At 53.6% G+C, this 17,393-nt stretch carries 16 protein-coding genes; 8 read left to right on the top strand and 8 right to left on the bottom strand.

Going from position 1 to position 17,393, the window contains the following annotated elements; all coding sequences use genetic code 11:
• Window positions 1-153: 153 nt before the first annotated feature.
• Window positions 154-1,389 carry a DNA recombination protein RmuC gene (locus RUMCAL_RS13930; protein WP_021683671.1) on the top strand — a complete coding sequence of 412 codons (1,236 nt, stop codon included), beginning with the start codon at window positions 154-156 and terminating at the stop codon, window positions 1,387-1,389.
• A 114-nt stretch (window positions 1,390-1,503) separates the two neighbouring features.
• Here the strand turns inward: RUMCAL_RS13930 and RUMCAL_RS13935 are convergent, their stop codons facing one another.
• The 7 genes from RUMCAL_RS13935 to RUMCAL_RS13965 form a co-directional block, all read right to left on the bottom strand.
• Window positions 1,504-2,808, bottom strand: a complete 1,305-nt coding sequence (locus tag RUMCAL_RS13935; RefSeq protein ID WP_040648429.1) for an AI-2E family transporter — start codon at window positions 2,806-2,808, stop codon at window positions 1,504-1,506.
• A 287-nt stretch (window positions 2,809-3,095) separates the two neighbouring features.
• Entirely contained in the window at window positions 3,096-5,489 is a 2,394-nt protein-coding gene (locus tag RUMCAL_RS13940) for a homocysteine S-methyltransferase family protein (protein ID WP_021683674.1), read from the bottom strand.
• 38 nt (window positions 5,490-5,527) lie between these two features.
• Window positions 5,528-6,013: a GNAT family N-acetyltransferase gene (locus RUMCAL_RS13945; RefSeq protein ID WP_021683675.1), complete on the bottom strand. Its 486-nt coding sequence runs from the start codon at window positions 6,011-6,013 to the stop codon at window positions 5,528-5,530.
• A gap of 99 nt (window positions 6,014-6,112) precedes the next feature.
• Window positions 6,113-6,778: a vitamin B12 dependent-methionine synthase activation domain-containing protein gene (locus RUMCAL_RS13950; RefSeq protein ID WP_021683676.1), complete on the bottom strand. Its 666-nt coding sequence runs from the start codon at window positions 6,776-6,778 to the stop codon at window positions 6,113-6,115.
• Window positions 6,772-7,647, bottom strand: a complete 876-nt coding sequence (gene metF / locus RUMCAL_RS13955) for a methylenetetrahydrofolate reductase [NAD(P)H] (protein ID WP_021683677.1) — start codon at window positions 7,645-7,647, stop codon at window positions 6,772-6,774. The genes RUMCAL_RS13950 and metF overlap by 7 nt, the downstream gene beginning before the upstream one ends.
• 134 nt (window positions 7,648-7,781) lie before the next feature.
• Entirely contained in the window at window positions 7,782-9,404 is a 1,623-nt protein-coding gene (locus tag RUMCAL_RS13960; protein WP_021683678.1) for a hypothetical protein, read from the bottom strand.
• Between the two features lies 1 nt (window position 9,405).
• Window positions 9,406-10,074, bottom strand: coding sequence for a uracil-DNA glycosylase (locus RUMCAL_RS13965; RefSeq protein ID WP_021683679.1), 669 nt, complete (start codon window positions 10,072-10,074; stop codon window positions 9,406-9,408).
• Window positions 10,075-10,400: 326 nt separating this feature from the next.
• Between RUMCAL_RS13965 and RUMCAL_RS13970 the strand changes: the two genes are divergently transcribed.
• The 5 genes from RUMCAL_RS13970 (at window position 10,401) to RUMCAL_RS13990 (ending at window position 14,712) form a co-directional block, all read left to right on the top strand.
• On the top strand, window positions 10,401-11,825 hold the full coding sequence (locus RUMCAL_RS13970) for a preprotein translocase subunit SecD (protein WP_021683681.1): 1,425 nt from the start codon (window positions 10,401-10,403) through the stop codon (window positions 11,823-11,825).
• Window positions 11,809-12,810, top strand: coding sequence for a protein translocase subunit SecF (secF, locus tag RUMCAL_RS13975; RefSeq protein ID WP_021683682.1), 1,002 nt, complete (start codon window positions 11,809-11,811; stop codon window positions 12,808-12,810). Before RUMCAL_RS13970 ends, secF begins: the two co-directional genes overlap by 17 nt.
• Before the next feature lie 174 nt (window positions 12,811-12,984).
• Window positions 12,985-13,779: a sugar phosphate isomerase/epimerase family protein gene (locus RUMCAL_RS13980; RefSeq protein ID WP_021683683.1), complete on the top strand. Its 795-nt coding sequence runs from the start codon at window positions 12,985-12,987 to the stop codon at window positions 13,777-13,779.
• A gap of 55 nt (window positions 13,780-13,834) precedes the next feature.
• Window positions 13,835-14,290: a transcriptional regulator NrdR gene (nrdR, locus tag RUMCAL_RS13985; RefSeq protein WP_040648432.1), complete on the top strand. Its 456-nt coding sequence runs from the start codon at window positions 13,835-13,837 to the stop codon at window positions 14,288-14,290.
• Window positions 14,291-14,331: 41 nt separating this feature from the next.
• Window positions 14,332-14,712, top strand: a complete 381-nt coding sequence (locus RUMCAL_RS13990) for a magnetosome magnetite crystal formation protein family (RefSeq protein ID WP_242823527.1) — start codon at window positions 14,332-14,334, stop codon at window positions 14,710-14,712.
• On the opposite strand, the gene RUMCAL_RS13995 is transcribed toward RUMCAL_RS13990, so the two are convergent.
• Window positions 14,713-15,150: a DUF4830 domain-containing protein gene (locus tag RUMCAL_RS13995; protein WP_021683686.1), complete on the bottom strand. Its 438-nt coding sequence runs from the start codon at window positions 15,148-15,150 to the stop codon at window positions 14,713-14,715.
• A 77-nt stretch (window positions 15,151-15,227) separates the two neighbouring features.
• On the opposite strand from RUMCAL_RS13995, the gene RUMCAL_RS14000 reads away from it, so the two are divergent.
• Both RUMCAL_RS14000 and RUMCAL_RS14005 read left to right on the top strand, forming a co-directional pair.
• The gene (locus RUMCAL_RS14000; RefSeq protein WP_021683687.1) at window positions 15,228-15,983 is read left to right on the top strand and encodes a pseudouridine synthase; all 756 of its coding nucleotides are present in this window, start codon (window positions 15,228-15,230) and stop codon (window positions 15,981-15,983) included.
• Between the two features lie 145 nt (window positions 15,984-16,128).
• Complete coding sequence (locus RUMCAL_RS14005) at window positions 16,129-17,265, top strand: ABC transporter ATP-binding protein (RefSeq protein ID WP_021683689.1); 1,137 nt, start codon at window positions 16,129-16,131, stop codon at window positions 17,263-17,265.
• Window positions 17,266-17,393 lie beyond the last annotated feature (128 nt).

The raw sequence follows: 17,393 nt of genomic DNA on the forward strand, positions 1-17,393 counted from the left end.
CGCATCTGTCGCACAATCTTTGTGCGGTATTGTCCCAAATCCTCCCTTGCCGCATTTCTTGACAAACGGAACCCGACTGTGCTATGATAAAAGAAAATTCGGGAAGCACTGCATAAAGCCTGTGCGGTGTTTCCTTGGGAAAGGTCGAATCATATGCTGTACATATTACTATTTCTCTGCCTGATACAACTGGCTGCAATCATCTGGCTGGCATTACAGGTACAGAAGCTGCGGAATCCCCAGGACGATAACGCCCTGCGAACCCTGCGGCAGGAGATCGCTGTCGACACCCAGAACCAGATGCAGATGCTGGGGAATCTGCTGTCGGAAAATCAGCGGCAGTCCGGCGACTATCAGGCAGGACGGCTGGAACAAATGGAACGGAACATGGATGCACGGCTGCGGCAGTTTGAAAGTCGTGTGGGAAATCTGGAACGCTCCAACGCACAGGGCATGGAGCAGATTCGCTCTGCCGTTGCAGCAAATCTGCACCGCATGCAGGCACAGCAGCAGGACAGTCTGGCAGAGATCCAGACCACCGTCAACGAGAAACTGGCACAGTCCCTGAACCAGCAGATCGGACAGTCCTTCCAGCTGGTCAGCAGCCGGCTGGAGCAGGTCTATCAGGGGCTTGGCGAAATGCAGACGCTGGCGGTGGGCGTAGGCGACCTGAAAAAGGTGCTGTCCAACGTCAAGACCCGCGGCATTCTGGGAGAAGTACAGCTGGGGGCAATTTTGCAGGAAATTTTGTCGCCGGAGCAGTACGCCACCGAGATCCCCACTCTCCCCAACAGCCGGAACCACGTGGAATTTGCCGTGCGTATGCCCGCAGACGGGGAACAGCCGGTATGGCTGCCCATTGACTCCAAGTTTCCGGGGGATACTTATGCGGCGTTGCAGGACGCACGGGAACAGGGCAATCCTCAGCAGGTGGAGGCGGCACGGCAGAAACTGCTGACTGTTGTCCGCGGCTGTGCCAAGGACATTCGGGACAAGTATGTCCAGCCGCCGTATACCACCAACTTCGGAATCCTGTTCCTGCCCTTTGAGGGGCTGTATGCCGAGGTAGTCAACAGCGGTCTGGTGGAACAGTTACAGCGGGAATACAGTATTAGCGTTGCCGGTCCGTCTACTATGGCGGCGATTCTGAACGCCCTGCAAATGGGCTTCCGCACCCTTGCCATTCAGAAGCACAGCCATGAAGCATGGGTGGTGCTGGGAGCAGTCCGCGGGGAATTCGAAAAATTTGCCGGCACAATCGAAAAGGCACAGAAAAGCCTGCAGGGAGCCGAACAGCAGCTGGAACTTCTGGCAGGCACCCGCACCCGTGCCATTGTCCGTCAGCTGCGGGAAGTGGAACGCTTACAGCCGGAGGAACTGCGAAAGTAATCAAGGCAATACCGCACAAAGTCGCCAGACGCTCTTTGTGCGGTATTGTCGACAGACAAATGCCGCCCATTCCCAACAAGGGAACAGGCGGCATTTTTACGTGAAGACAGGTTCTTATTCTTTTGAGGTGTCCTTTTCGGCTTCCGTTCCCTTTCTGGAAACGCGGCTGCGGAGGGACTGCACAGATTTTCGGATATGCCACTGCCGCGGTTTGGGCGTGGACTTATTCTCCGGTGAACCGGTGCTGCCGGTGGTCTTTTCCCGAATCACGGTGTAAATGATAGACATGATCGGAACGCCGACGATCATGCCCAGTACGTTGAACAAGCCGCCGCCCACAGTGATGGCGAACAGCACCCAGATTGCCGGCAGTCCGACAGAAGTGCCAACCACACGGGGGTAGATCAGGTTGCTGTCGATCTGCTGGACAATGATAACGATAATGACAAATGCAATGGCATGACTGGGCTTGACCATCAGCAGGATCAACGCACAGGGAATAGTACCCATCCACGGTCCCACATAGGGGATCATGTTGGTGATGCCGATGATAACCGCGATCATCATGGGGTATTCCAGTCCGCCGATACTCATGACACAGAAAATCAGCACGCCCAGAATGAACGCATCAGACAGCTGTCCGCTGACGAAATTAGAGAACGTGGAAAAAGTCAGTCTGCCGTAGTGGGCAACCTGTTCGTAGTGCTTTTTCGGCAGGAAATGCCGGAAAATCAGCTTTGCCTGTCTGCGGAGTTTGTTCCGTCCGGCGAGGACATATACGGAGAAGATCAGCCCGATGAAAAAGTCAATGACACCGCCGATCAGCCCGCTTGCCCATGTACTCAGTGTGCCCACTGCGTCCGGAATGTAGGTGGTCAGGCTCATTAACTTGGTGCGGAGCATTGCGGGATTGATGTCGTTGTCCTGTAACAGTTTGAGAATCTGTTCGCCGCGGTCGCTGTTCAGGAATTTCATGATATTGTTGTAGTATACCATGATGTTGTCCCCGAAGTCGCGGATACTGGTGATGAACTGCGGCACAATGATCCAGATGACAATGCTGAGCAGTGCCAGCATGAGGAAGTATGCACAGAACACCGCCATTGCACCGGCAGGGAACCGCGGGAATTTTTGCTGTACCTTGCGGAATAGCTTGTCGATCTGACAGGTGGGACGGTATAGGACAAATGCGATGACCAGCCCGATGGTGATCGGCCGCAGGACATCGAACACATAGGCGAGCAGTCCGGTGAAGATTTCCCGCTTGATGAACAGGAACGCCACCAACAGCAGCACTACGCCGCTGAAGATGATCGTTGCCGCCCACTGTTTGTTGACAAAGTCCCACTTGCGGACTTTTTTTTCGTCTTCCTTTTGAGAATCCGTCATGGTTTCGGTTTCGTTTGGTTCTGTTGTCATAATGCCCTCCTTTGGAATGGCGGCGGGTGATTTCAGATTCGCTTGTTTAGGAAACACTGCATAAAGCCCGCCTGACGGCTTTGCACGCAATCTGCGTGCAGATTTTTCGTCATATTGCCCAGAAATCCCTTGTCATACATCAAGTATGCCTGCGGAATTTCTGTGCACCGAAAAATCTGACGACGCATCTTACCACAAGCTTTGCTCGGTGTTTCTTTTGTATTTTCAAAATGGTTGGGGAATGTATCGGAATAAGTCCCTGAAAGGACAGCGATCCACGGAAAAAATTACCCAACAACCTCTTTCGCAACGGCGACAGTTTCCATGGCATCTTTTGCATAGAAGTCTGCCCCGATCTTCTCGGCATAGTCCGCAGTTAGAACTGCACCGCCGACAACGATCTTGCAGTCCGGACAAGACTGCTTCACCAGCTGAATGGTTTCTTCCATGGCTCCCAGCGTGGTGGTCATCAGTGCCGACAGTCCCACCAGCTTTACGCCGTGTTCCTTTGCAGTGTCTGCCACCAGCTGGCACGGCACATCACGCCCCAAGTCCAGCACGGTGTAGCCGTAATTTTCCAGAAGCACCCGTACAATATTCTTGCCGATGTCATGAATATCGCCCTTGACAGTGGCGAGAACGATCTCACCGCGGCTGACCGGAGCCGCATTGCGTTCGATCAGGGTAGTCTTGATGACTTCGAATGCCGCCTGTGCCACGCTGGCAGTCTGAATCAACTGGGGCAGGAAGATCTTTCCCTGTTCAAACAGCTTTCCGGCACTGTCCAGTGCGGGGATCAGAATTTCGTTGACCACTTCCATGGCATCCGTGGTTTCCAGCAGCTGGGCAGTGATTTTTGCCCCCTCGTTTTTCAGCCCGTGGGACATGGCATAGGGCAGGTCTAACGTTTCCGGAGCCTTTTCTGCGGCAGGCTTCGCCGCCGCAGCAGGCGTTGCGGCTGCTGTGGCAGTGGGCATGTTGGCATACGCTTCTACAAAGGCGGCACAGTTCACGTCAAAGCCGCGGAGCAGCCGGAATGCCCGCACTGCCTCTGCCATAGAAGCAATGTTAGGGTTGATAATGGGCAGATCCAGCCCGTTTTCCAGAGCCATGGTGAGGAATGTGCGGGTGACTGCCTCACGGTTCGGCAGACCAAAGGAGATGTTGGACACACCCAGAACGGTTTTCAGCCCCAGTTCCGTCTTGACCCGATGCAGAGCCTCCAGCGTTTCCCTGGCACCGTCCTGTTCGGCAGAAGCCGTCAGAGTCAGGCAGTCAATGTACACGTCCCGTTTCGGAATCCCCAGTGCAGTGGCACGGTCGAGGATCCGCTTGGCAATGGCAAACCGGTCGGCTGCCTTTTTGGGAATGCCGTTTTCGTCCAGCGTCAGCCCGACAACTGCGGCACCGTATTTCTTGACCAGCGGCAGGATATTTTGCAGGGAAGCTTCTTCGCCGTTGACGGAGTTGACAATGGGCTTGCCGTTGTACACCCGCAGAGCCGCCTCCATGACCGCCGGAATGGTGGAGTCCAGCTGCAACGGTGTGCCGCCGATCGACTGCAACGCCTTGACTGTGCGGATCATCATGCCCTTTTCGTCAATGCCCGGCATGCCCACGTTTACGTCCAGCAGGTCGGCACCGGCATCTACCTGCTGTACTGCCTGATCCAAGATGTAGTCCATGTCGTTTGCCTGCAATGCCGCCTTGAACCGCTTTTTGCCGGTGGGGTTGATGCGTTCGCCGATAATGCGTGGCTGGTCGATCAGCACCACTTCGGAAGCGGAGCAGACTGCCGCCGGAATCTCGATGTTTTCCCGCCTGGGAATTTCTGCTTCTTCCAGCAGATCGTATGCGGCTTTGATGTGTTCCGGCGTGGTGCCGCAGCAGCCGCCGTAAACCGTAACGCCCAGCTGTGCAAACTTCACCACTGCCTGTGCGAATTCCGCAGGGTCTACCAGATATTCACCGGTGACCGGATCCGGCAGTCCGGCGTTTGGCTTTACCACCAGCGGCAGCGTGGTCCACTTTGCCATTTCTTCCACAATGGGAAAGAGTTCGTCCGGACCCAGGGAGCAGTTCACGCCAACCGCATCGGCTCCCAGTCCCTCCAGCGTCATTGCCGCAGAAGCGACGGTACAGCCGGTAAAGGTGCGGAGATTCGGCTCAAAGGTCATGGTGCAGATCACCGGCTTGTCGGAGTTTTCCTTTGCCGCCAGCAGTGCCGCCTTGGTTTCGTACAGGTCGGTCATGGTTTCGATGACGATCAGGTCTGCGTCCTGTCCGGCGAGGACTTCTTCGCGGAAAATGTCGTAGGCTTCTTCAAATGTGAGTGTGCCCAGCGGTTCCAGAAGCTGTCCGATCGGACCGATGTCCAGAGCCACCTTGGTGTCCGTGCCGGCACAGGCTTTTCTGGCACAGGCAATGCCGGCAGAGATGAGTTCCTGCACGGAATAGCCGGATTTCGCCATTTTGTGCCGGTTTGCTCCGAACGTGTTGGCGTAGATGATGTCCGACCCCACAGCCACGAACTGTTTCTGTGCGGCAATGATGCGTTCCGGTTCGGTGATGTTGTACACCTCCGGCAGTGCACCTACGGGCATGCCGCCCTTTTGCAGCATGGAACCCATGCCGCCGTCTAAGCGAATGAATTTACGATGCGGAAATAGGGAAGAAAGCATAGGAGAGTGTCCTTTCCAGAAAGTGATTCAATAGTTTTTTACAGCACATGATAATACACATAAATATCCTGATACACGCCGCTTTTCAGCAGAAAGCCGCCGGGGATCACGCCCACACGCTGGAATCCCAGCTTGGTGTACAGCTGAATTGCACGGTCATTGCCCTTGACTACGGCGTTGAAAATCAAAATGCGGTAGCCCAGCTCCCTGGCAGTTTTCAGGGAGTGCTTCACCAGCCCTTCTCCGATTTTTATGCCCCGCATTTTCGAGGAAACGGCATAGCTGGCATTGGCGTGATGTCCGCATCTGCCCACGTTGTTGGGGTGAAGAATATACAGACCGGCAACCTCGCCGTTCACCTTTGCCACGCCGACGAAGTCCTGCTTTCCAAAGAATTCCACGCCGGTTTTGTGGTTCAGTTCGTCTAACTGTGGGAATGCTACGCCGTCATTGACCACCTCGTTCCAGATCTCGATCATGGCATCGACATCGGCTTCGGTATATGGTACGATTTCGTATTCCATAAGATAAGGCTCCTTTTGTTGTCCGGAACATGCTGTATGGATACATGCTCAGATAGCACAATATGGACACAGGTGTCTGTGTCCATGTTGAAAGTGGTTTTAACAATGCGTGCCGCCCTTTCGGAACATACAGGTTTCCCGCATGCGGCAGGTGGCACAGCCTCTTGCCCCTTTTTTCAGCGGGTGATCTGCCAGTCCGATGATCGCGGTCACGGATTTTCGCGGAATGAGAATGTGCTCGGCGGTGACTGTCAGCCCCAGCCGCTTTTCCGCGTCCAGCAGCCGGAGGATCTCCGGCTGGAGAGAAAGCGGCAAATCGCCGTATCCGGGACTGAACCGCCATGTAAAATAAGTGTCCGGCAACTGCTCCCGAAAGCATTCTTCCGCACGGTTGCAGACCTGTTCAATGCCGGCACTGGCAAGAGCGTCCATTGCCAGCGAACGTGTCATATCGGAGATGCCGGCACGGTGGATCAGCTGATCCGCCTGTCCGGAGAGGGTTGCCGCCATGAGGAGCATGCGGTCGCATTCCGCCAGATGCCGTGCAATGTCCTCACCGGTTAGCTGCATGCCGCCGGCGGAAAGTGTCCCCGCTTCCCGACACAGGGGCAGTACCCGATAGACTACGCGGGGCTGTACCGTCCGGCGAAGCTGCTGCTCGCAGGTGTCCACGACAGTCCGCAGGGCTTCGTCCGGTTCTGCGGGGCAGCCCATATAGCGGAGAGCCTCCTGCTTGTCGATCGCCTCCAGCGGCAGGGTCAGCATTTCGGAGCCGCCTTGATGATGCCGTTTACCGCTTCGCTGATCTTCCGTGCCACATAGGGATTGTTCATGGTGTACAGGTGAATGCCGTCTACGCCGTCGGTCACCAGATCGACGATCTGGTCAATGGCATAGGCAATGCCTGCGTCCCGCAGAGCCTCGGGATTGTCCTCGAACCGCTGTACCATTTTGGTAAACTTTCGGGGCAGGCTGGCACCGCACATGGTGACCATACGCTCGATCTGTTTCCGGTTGGTCACCGGCATAATGCCGGCTTCAATGGGCACGTTGACACCAGCACGGGCTGCCCGATACCGGAAGTCGTAGAAGGAATCGTTGTCGAAAAACAGCTGGGTGATGAGGTGGCTTGCACCGGCATCGACCTTTTCTTTCAGGTGACGGATGTCCGTGTCCATGTTGGGAGCTTCGGGGTGACACTCCGGATAGCAGGCTCCGGCAATGTCGAACCCGCCGAAGCTGCGGATATAGCTGATGAGGTCGGCAGCGTGGACGAAGTCCATTGCCGGCTCCATGCCCTCTACGCGGTCGCCCCGGAGAGCCAGCACATTTTCGATGCCGTTTTCCTGAAACTGTTTCAGAATGTTATCGATCTGCTCCTTGGTATAGTGGATACAGGGCAGATGTGCCATCGGCAGTACGCCGTAGTGCTCTTTCAGCCGCCGTGCAATGGCGAGGGTGTTTTCCCCGTTGCCGCTGCCGCCGGCACCAAAGGTCACGCTGATGAAGTCCGGCTTCAGATCCTGTAAGGCTTCCAGCGTGTCATAGACAGTTTCAATGGGAGAAGTTTTCTTCGGCGGAAAAATTTCAAATGAAAAAACGGTTTTTTCGGAAAATAACGATGCGATTTTCATGGTGTTGTCCTTTCTGCGGCAATTTGCGGTATTGCCTATAATGATATTGTTTATATTATAGCATAATTGTAGGTATTTGAGTAGACGGGAAAATCGTATCGCTTGTTATCAATTTTTCCTATGGCAGATTCGGGTTAATCGGCAGCCTGCCGGAACCAGTCCCATTCCTCTGGTGAGTACCGTTCCCGGAGAACTTTGCCATGCTGTGCTTCATAATCCTGCAGCAGCTGCGGTGCTTCTTTCAGAAAATCTTCACCACGTTTGCGGTGGCTCCCATTTTCAGAGAAAAATCCCATATCCTCATAGCAAAGGGGATAGACCTGTTCCAGAGCAATTTTTTCCGGCGGCAATTGCAACTGTTTCAACAGCAGTTCTCTGCGGATTTCCGGCAGGGTGATGCCGTCTGAGGCAGCTTTTGCTGATTGCCGTACTGGTTGCTCCGGCAGCCAGACATAGCCATTTTTCTGCCGTATCGGAAACTTGGTGCATGCCAATGTGGGATACAGGCGGGCATACCGCCGCAGCTTTTCCTTGGAATCTACTAGCAAAAGCTTGCCGTACTGTACCGTCAGTTTTTCGAAGTTCGGCTCCGTCAGCGGCTGCGGCTGGTCGCCTAAGGCAGTCGCCGTTTCCCGCAGGAACTGCTCCGCCTGTACGAAAAAGGCATCTCGTTCCAGCTGGGGCAGTGCTGCCAATGCTTCTTTTGCCAGCGGCAGCACAGTAAATACCAGCCGTGTCCCCAGCAGCCAGCACCAGTCCGCAGCTTGTTCCGGAGCACATTGCCGCAGTTGGTCGGCTATGGTTTGCAGCAGCTGCGGCGTGACCTTGCCGGACTCCCACTTCCACGGCAGGAAATCTTTCCCCAGCGGTTCGGGGTATTCCGGCTGGCACAGCTGCATCTCTCCGGAAAAGGGAATCCCCTTTTGCCGGCAGAAACAGAAGTATGCCGCCAGTACCTGCTGCCGTTCGTTTTCATCAGCCCCAAACAGGCGGCACACTTTTCGCTCTGCCGTGAGAGCAGTGCCGCCCAGCAGCCGGTTGCATCTCCACAGCAGCCAGCTTTCCGTGCTGCCGTCATCTGCGGAAAAACCGCCGGAAACCGGCTGCAACAGGTACGAAGCAGACCGATTTTCAAAATATAGTATTCCAAACTGAGTTTCCAAGAAAGTGCAAAGCTTTGCATGGGAGAGATCGTGCTTCTTTCGCCTGCCATATTCTTCCCGCCGGAATTGCCCCAGTGCCTCAGTCAGGTCGGCAGCGTCGGAGAGCGTTTTCAAATGATTGACAGAGGGAATTTCGCCGCCCACCCAGCGAAAATCGTGCCGGAGAAACTGCGTTTCCAACATTCTGTTGTACGCATAATCGAAAAATGCGAAGCAGCGGCTTCCCAGAGCCTGTTCCGTATCCCGCCGTCGCTGTCTGCCGGCTTTGGAAAAGTAATAGGCTGCTATTTCCGGAAGCAGTGCCGCATACTTGCCGTGGTAGCGGGTGGAAAGACGGCGAATCGTCCACCCATTTCCTTGCAGCGTGACAGAGGCTGTCCCTTCCGGCAAAAGTGCCGTCATGGTGTAATCGTCGAATCCGTCATCACACCGCTTGATGCAGTCGGAGAGGTATCCTGTGACGAACATCTGCGTTCCCGTGGTTTCCTCCGTGAGAATCGCCGACGGGATCTTCTCCAGCAGCAGGCTGTATTGTTTCAGACAGTGCCGCAAAAAATCGATGTCGCAGTACTGCCAGCGATAGGAATATGCCATATCAGATGCTCCAGTCAATTTCCGGCAGCCCGTGTTCCCGCAGGAACGCGTTTGCCTTGGAGAAATGCTTGCAGCCGAAGAAGCCATGGTAGGCGGACAGGGGGCTGGGGTGTGCGGCAGTCAGTACCAGATGCTGGGGGTGCTGGATCAGGGCCTTTTTCGCCTTGGCGTTGTTGCCCCAGAGTAGGAACACCACCGGTTCTTCCCGCTGATCCAGCAGTCGGATGACATCATCGGTGAACTGCTCCCAGCCTTTGCCCTTGTGGGAATTCGCCTGTCCGGCACGGACGGTCAATACGGTGTTCAGCAGCAGCACGCCGTGTTTTGCCCAGTTGGTCAGTTCGCCGTGCTTGCCGGTGTTGTCGATGCCCACATCGTCCTTGATCTCCTTGAAGATGTTCACCAGCGACGGCGGCGGAGCCACGCCTTTCCGCACGGAAAAGCTGAGCCCGTGAGCCTGATCGGGGTTGTGATAGGGATCCTGTCCCAGGATCACTGCCCGCACCTGGGAATAGGGGGTATATTTCAGGGCGTTGAAAATATCATACATGCCGGGATAAATGGTCTGGGTGCGGTATTCCGTCAACAGAAACTGCCGCAGGTTCTGGTAGTAGGTCTTGGCGAATTCGCCGTCTAAAATGGTGTCCCAGTCGTTGCCGAAGTGTACCATGTGAGGTTCGTCCTTTCTGTTTGCGTGTTTGGACAGCACTGCACAAAGCCTGTGCGGTGTTGTCTTTCCTTTTGTTTCCTTTTGATTATATCATAAGTATCCCTGAATTGCAACGGCAATTCGAAAAGTTTTGTCCGGTATTTTGGAGAAGTCGCCGAAAAAAGCCCTTTCAAATCGGCAATGTTGTACAAGTTTTGCCGCACCTATTGACTAATTGCGAAAATTGGAATATAATAATAGGTAATTGTCGATCGTGCATTCTGCCGACGGCACAGTTTAATATGCGGTACTGGGACAGACAGGACCGCAGCACAGGAGGCTAAATCGTGAGAAAAGTGAAAAAACCTGTTTTCTTCATTGTATTTGCCGTGATCGCTCTGTTTACGCTTTCCACCATATTCGGCGTACATTCGCAGTATGGTGATATTGTCAAGACCTATGTACACGGTGTTGGCGACATTCGTCTTGGAATCGATATTCAAGGCGGCGTAGACGTGACCTTTGAACCGGCGGGCGATGTGGATGCAACGGAGGAACAAATGGACGCAGCACTGGAAACCATCAAGCTGCGTCTGGCAAACCAGAACATCAGCGACAGCGAAACGTATCTGGATTACAAGAGCAACCGTATTATCGTGCGGTATCCGTGGCAGGCGGGCGAAACGGATTTCAATCCGGAGCAGGCTGTCAAGGAACTGGGCGAAACCGCAGAACTGACTTTCCGCAAGGGTACCGATACTTCTACCGATGAAAACGGAGATACCATTCCGGCAGGCGACATCGTCCTGACCGGTGCCGATGTGGCACAGGCATCTACCGGCGGTTCCAAGGACGATGCCACCGGTGAGATCACATGGGTGGTAACACTGGACCTGAACGACAGCGGTAAGGAAAAGTTCTATGAGGCAACTTCTGAACTGTATCAGTCCAAGGGTCAGATCTCGATCTGGATGGACAATACCATGATCTCTGCACCGTCTGTCAGTGCAGTCATCTCGGACGGTAAGGCTTCTATTTCGGGTAACTTTACTTATGAGAGTGCCAAGGAACTGGCAGATAAGATCAATTCCGGTGCACTGCCGTTCTCTCTGGAAACCACCAGCTTCAAGACCATCTCCCCGACCATGGGCGAGGGTGCACTGAACGCTATGGTGATCGCCGGTCTGATCACACTGCTTCTGATCGTGGTATACATGATCGTGCTGTACCGCCTGCTGGGCGTTGTGGCTTCGATCACCCTGATCGGACAGGTTGCCGGTATGCTGGCAGCAGTTTCCGGCTGGTTCGGCTTTATGTCCAGCACCACACTGACCATTCCGGGTATTGCCGGTATTATTCTGTCTGTGGGCATGGGCGTTGACGCGAACATCATCACCGGCGAGCGTATCCGTGAAGAACTGCGGAAGGGCAAGACGCTGGATACAGCACTGTACTCCGGTTATCACCGTGCATTCAGTGCGATCTTCGACGGAAACCTCACAGGTATTCTGGTTTCCATCGTGCTGATGGGTGCATTCGGTGTCCCCAGCAGCATCTGGGCAAAGATCTTCAACCATACGATCTTCTGGTTCTTCGGTGCGACCACAGAGGGCGTGATCTACTCCTTCGGCTTCACACTGATGACCGGTTTGATTATGAACTTCATCATGGGCGTATTTGCTGCAAGACTGATGACGATGTCGCTCTCTCGCTTCAAGTGCTTCCAGAACAAGAAACTTTATGGAGGTGGTATCGATGTCAAAGCAGACTAAAGAAGCAAAAGAGGCAAAGCATTTTGATGTTGACGTAAAAGTGCGTGACTTTTGCAGCAAGTCGAAAGTATTTTTCATTATCGGCCTTGCATTGATTCTGATCTCATTGCTTTCCACCTTTACTGGTGTCAATGTGGCACTGGAATTCAAGGGCGGTACCATTATCACTTACAGCTATGTAGGCGATGTGGACGAGAACGGCATTTCCAAGGAACTGACCAGTCTGGTAGGCTCTACCGTCAAGGTACAGCAGGGTGACAGCCTGGACAGCGACACCAAGACCCTGTCCCTGTCCTTCACTTCCAACGATGGTCTGACGATTGACCGCCAGAACGACGTGACCAACAAGGTCAAGGAACTCTGTCCGGACAATGAAGTGACACTGCTGGATGCAAACGATGTCAATGCACGTTCCGGCGGCGAATTCTTCGCAAAGTGCATTGTGGCAGCTGTTTTTGCCGCACTGATCCTGATCATTTACATTGCATTCCGATTCAAGCAGATCAGCGGCTGGTCCGCCGGCGTTTGTGCCGTGCTGGGACTGCTTTCCACTCTGGTCGTTACTTACGGCTGCGTGGTACTGTGCCGGTTTGAGATCGACTCCAACTTCATGGCAGTTATTCTGACCCTGTTGGGATATGCTGTCAACGATACGATCGTTATCTACGACCGTATCCGTGAAAACCAGACATTGCTGCCGGGAATCCAGATCCGTGATCTGGTCAACATCAGTGACTCCCAGTCCCTGCGTCGAAGCATTCGGACTTCCGTTACTACATTCAGTTCCATGCTGGTGGTTACCATTGTGGCACTGGTAATGGGACTGGATTCGATCCTGAGCTTCTCCATACCGATGATGGCAGGTATTGCAATGGGTACCTTTAACTCCATTTGCTTTGTTCCCAGCCTGTGGGTATGGTGGCAGACCAAGCGTGGCATCACCGTGCTGAAGCCTGCAAAGAAAAAGGCAAAAACAAGCGTATAACTTGTTCGTGATTCCAAAATTGTAAAAAACCGGTATAGGCGTTGTGTCTGTACCGGTTTTTGTTTTTTACGCAGTGCTGCCCTGACTGAAAAATTGGTGAAAATCTGCGTCTTTCTATTGAAATTTCCGCGGTGATGTGCTATAATAGGAAAACAAACTGGAAGGAGTGATCTTATGCTGCGAGCCGGTGTTTCTACGGCGTGTCTTTATCCCCGCGTGGTGGAAGAAGCCCTGTATGATCTGGCACTTTCCGGCGTTTCCCACGTGGAAATCTTCATCAACAGTCACTCCGAATTACGCCGCAGCTTTGTGGATACGCTGGCACGGCTGTTACAGCGGTTTGACATGACCTGTGCTTCGCTGCACCCGTACACCTGTGAGATTGAGCCGAACATGCTGTTCTCCAACTACGCAAGGCGTGTGGACGATTATCTGGAATACTGCCGGTATTATTTCACCGCCATGCAGCAGCTGGGGGCAAAGGTCTTTGTTCTGCACGGCAACAAGGTGCCTGCGGCTTCGGTGAACAAGGACATGTACTTTACACGGTTCCGCCGGCTGGCAGAACTGGGCGAATCCTACGGGGTACAGGTGGCACAGGAAAATGTGGCACGCTGTACCAGTGCCTCGCTGCCGTTTTTGCTGGAGATGCGGGACGCACTGGGCAAACAGGCACGCTTTGTGCTGGACATCAAGCAGGCAGTGCGTTCCGGAGAAGATCCTTTCGCCATGCTCCGCGGGCTGAACAGCCATATCGTGCATGTGCACATAAGCGACCACGGGGAATACGGGGACTGTCTGCCGCTGGGAAAAGGGCGGTTTCGGTTCGATGCATTTCTAAAGGAACTGGCGGCAGTCAGTCCGGATTGCTCTGTGATTCTGGAACTATACCGCAGCGGCTTTTCCGATGTGGCAGAACTTGCCGCCAATTACACGTTGCTGCGAAACCGCATCGAGGGAAAACGTTAAGGCAACACTGCACAAAGCTTGTGCGGTGCTCCCGAAAGAAAGGAACTGTGGTGTCATGAATTGTCCATTTTGCGGGCACACGGAAACCCGTGTGCTGGATTCTCGTCCTCACGATGAACGGATTCGCCGGCGGCGGGAGTGTCTGGGCTGCGGCAAACGCTTTACGACCTATGAAGCCGTAGACCGTCCCATGCTGATGGTACAGAAAAAAGACGGTTCTTATGAGCCCTTTGACCGGCATAAACTGGTGACAGGCATTTTCAACGCCATCAAGAAACGACCGGTCAACTCTAATCTGATCGTTGCCATGGTAGAAGAACTGGAGGACGAATACAGCCGGCAGATGCGGAGTACTGTGACTTCTTCGGAGATCGGCAATGCGGTAATGGAACGCCTGAAATATATCGATGCAGTCGCCTATGTGCGGTTTGCGTCGGTGTATCAGGACTTCACCGATGTTGCCGGCTTTCTGGCGGTGATCGGTGCACTGGATAAAACAGATGAAAAGTGATGCATCAGAGAATGCTGCATCTTGACTGGAAAGGAAAAACGATGAGTAAAGATTTTAACGACTTCATGAACACGCAGGACGATTCCATGCTGTATGACACACAGGACGTGCAGAATAACAAAATCTGGGCGGCTCTGTCTTACGTGGGGATCCTGTTCATTCTGCCGTTGCTGGTAAATGGCGGGCAGTCCCGCTATGCCAAGTACCACGCCAATCAGGGCTTTATCCTGTTCCTTGCGGAAGCTGTGGTTATCATTGCCAATGCGATTCTGGGGAAGATTCCGTTGCTGGGCAGAATTCTCCCTGCCCTGCTTTCTCTGGCAATTCTGGCTCTGATAATTATTGGAATCCTCAACGCTGCCAATGGCAAGGCAAAGCAGCTGCCCCTGATCGGCAATCTGCTGCACGTATTTGACAAGTAATTATTCTGTGGAAAGGACGGGGGAGAACTGTTCCGGTGCGGTGCTGTCGTATTGGATCGCTCCCAGCAAAACCTGATCTTCACTAAGAAGCAGCTCTGTGCACAGGGAACCCTGTCCGGAGCTGTTCTGTGTGTAAGTGTATCGGGCGGCGGCTTCTCCCAGATGTGCCGCCAGAGGCAGCCCCTGTGCCTGCTGGAGAGCCAGATAGCGGCGGTAGGTATCATCGGCAGCGGCAGGCAGCTGCACCGTTTCTGTGGCAACACAGCAGCGTTCCGGCTGACCGTTCGCCTCCAGAAAGGCGAGCCGCTGTGCTCCGTCGGAGAGCACGATCTCCTGCGGTGCCGGTTCTGCTTCCGGCTGGTGCAGCCACTGCCACAAAAACCCGCACCCGAACAATACCCCTGCGATTCCCAGAGCGAGTACACTGCGTTTTCCCATATGTAAAAACCACCTTTCAGAAAATGTTGCTTGTACAGCTTATGTAACCAAATGAAAAATAGAACGGAGGTCCCTCTATGCGACTGGATCAGTTTCTCTCTGCCCGTACCATGTATTCCCGTCGGGAACTGCGGCAGATGATACAAAAAGGCAAAGTCACCGTAGACGGTGCGGTTGTCCGGAAAGCCGATCAGGCAGTACAGCCGGAAGCCCACACGGTCTGCCTGAACGGACGGGAGATCTGCGGCGACCAGTATCTCTATGTGCTGCTGCACAAGCCCAAGGGCTATGTCAGCTCCGCCGATGAGGCAGGACAGAAAAGCGTGCTGGAACTGGTGCCGCCGGAACTGTGCCGGAAAGATCTGCGACCAGTGGGACGGCTGGACAAGGACTCCACCGGCATGCTGCTGCTGACCGATGACGGACAGCTTGCCCATCAGGTGATCGCGGCACGGGGGCATGTGGCGAAGTATTATCACATCGTGCTGGCACGTCCGTGGGAGGACGGCTATCTCCAGCCGCTGGAACAGGGCATCACGCTGGCAGACGGGGCACAGTGCCTGCCGGCAAAGGCAGCGCCGGTTCCTGACACCGATCGGGAAGCCCTCATCTGTCTGCATGAGGGGAAGTATCATCAGGTACGCCGCATGTTTGCCGCACTGGGAAATCATGTCAGTGAACTGGCACGTGTTGCAATGGGCGGACTGCTGCTGCCGCCGGAATTGCCGCTGGGAGCGTGTTGTGTGCTGTCTGAAAAAGATGTCCAAAAATTGTTGAAATGTGAAACCGATTTTGCAAGTTTGCTACAAACGCTCCAAAGTCATTCGTCATAATGGATAAATGTACAAGCAGAATTTTGGGCAATAAACGACTTGAAAAATGTTTTTATTTTTGGTATGATATATATGTCACCGGGAACGGCAAGCGGCTCAGCTGCGGGGACGTTCTGGAAAATCTTATTTAGGAGGAACTGTGCAAATGGCAAGTTTATCACTTCGACATATTTATAAAAAGTATCCGGGCAATGTAGTTGCTGTAAAGGACGTAAATCTGGAGATCAAGGACAAGGAATTTATCGTTCTGGTAGGTCCTTCCGGTTGTGGTAAGTCCACCACCCTGCGTATGATCGCTGGTCTGGAAGAAATTTCTGAGGGCGAACTGTACATCGGCGACCGTCTGGTAAACGACATCGCTCCGAAGGACAGAGATATTGCAATGGTATTCCAGAACTACGCTCTGTATCCGCACATGACCGTATTCGACAACATGGCATTCGGTCTGAAGCTGCGTAAGGTTCCGAAGGACGAGATCGCTCGCAAGGTAGAAGAAGCTGCAAAGATTCTGGATCTGAGCCACCTGCTGGATCGTAAGCCGAAGGCAATGTCCGGTGGTCAGAGACAGCGTGTTGCACTGGGTCGTGCGATCGTTCGTAATCCGCAGGTATTCCTGCTTGACGAGCCGCTGTCCAACTTGGACGCTAAGCTGCGTGCACAGATGAGAACTGAGATCTCCAAGCTGCACAAGAAGCTGGGTACTACATTTATCTATGTAACACATGACCAGACCGAAGCTATGACCATGGGTGACCGTATCGTAGTTATGAGGGACGGTATCATTCAGCAGATCGATACACCGCAGGCTCTGTATGAGCGTCCGGGCAACAAGTTCGTTGCAGGATTCCTGGGCTCTCCGCAGATGAACTTCATCGATGCTGTTCTGAAGAAGGCAGACAACTACTATGTAGAATTCGGTGCTGAAGCTACCAAGACCAGCAAGGCTGTCAAGTATCAGGTCGAAGTACCGGCTGCAAAGGTAACACCGGAACTGGCAAAGTATGTGGATAAGGAAGTGACTCTGGGTATCCGTCCGGAGGCTCTGCACGATGACGAAATGTTCCTGTCCAACGCTTCCACTGGTGTTGTAGATGCAACTGTAGAAATCACCGAAATGATGGGTGCAGAAACTTATCTGTATCTGGTTTGTGCCGGCGTTTCTCTGACTGCCCGCGTTGATCCGCGTTCTACTGCTCGTCCGCAGGATGAGATCAAGATTGCTCTGGATCCGAACAAGATTCACCTGTTCGACAAGGAAACCGAAGAAACCATTATCAACTGATTGGAACTTTCGGGAAACTGTGTTTTGAAATGAAAAAAGTCTGTGTGCCGTGAGGCATACAGACTTTTTTGTTTCCGGCAGGCTTTAAGCCTGATTCAAGGCAATACCGCACAAAGATTGTGCGACAG

Origin of the sequence: Ruminococcus callidus ATCC 27760, from assembly GCF_000468015.1 — a bacterium.
GTDB lineage: Bacteria > Bacillota > Clostridia > Oscillospirales > Ruminococcaceae > Ruminococcus_C > Ruminococcus_C callidus.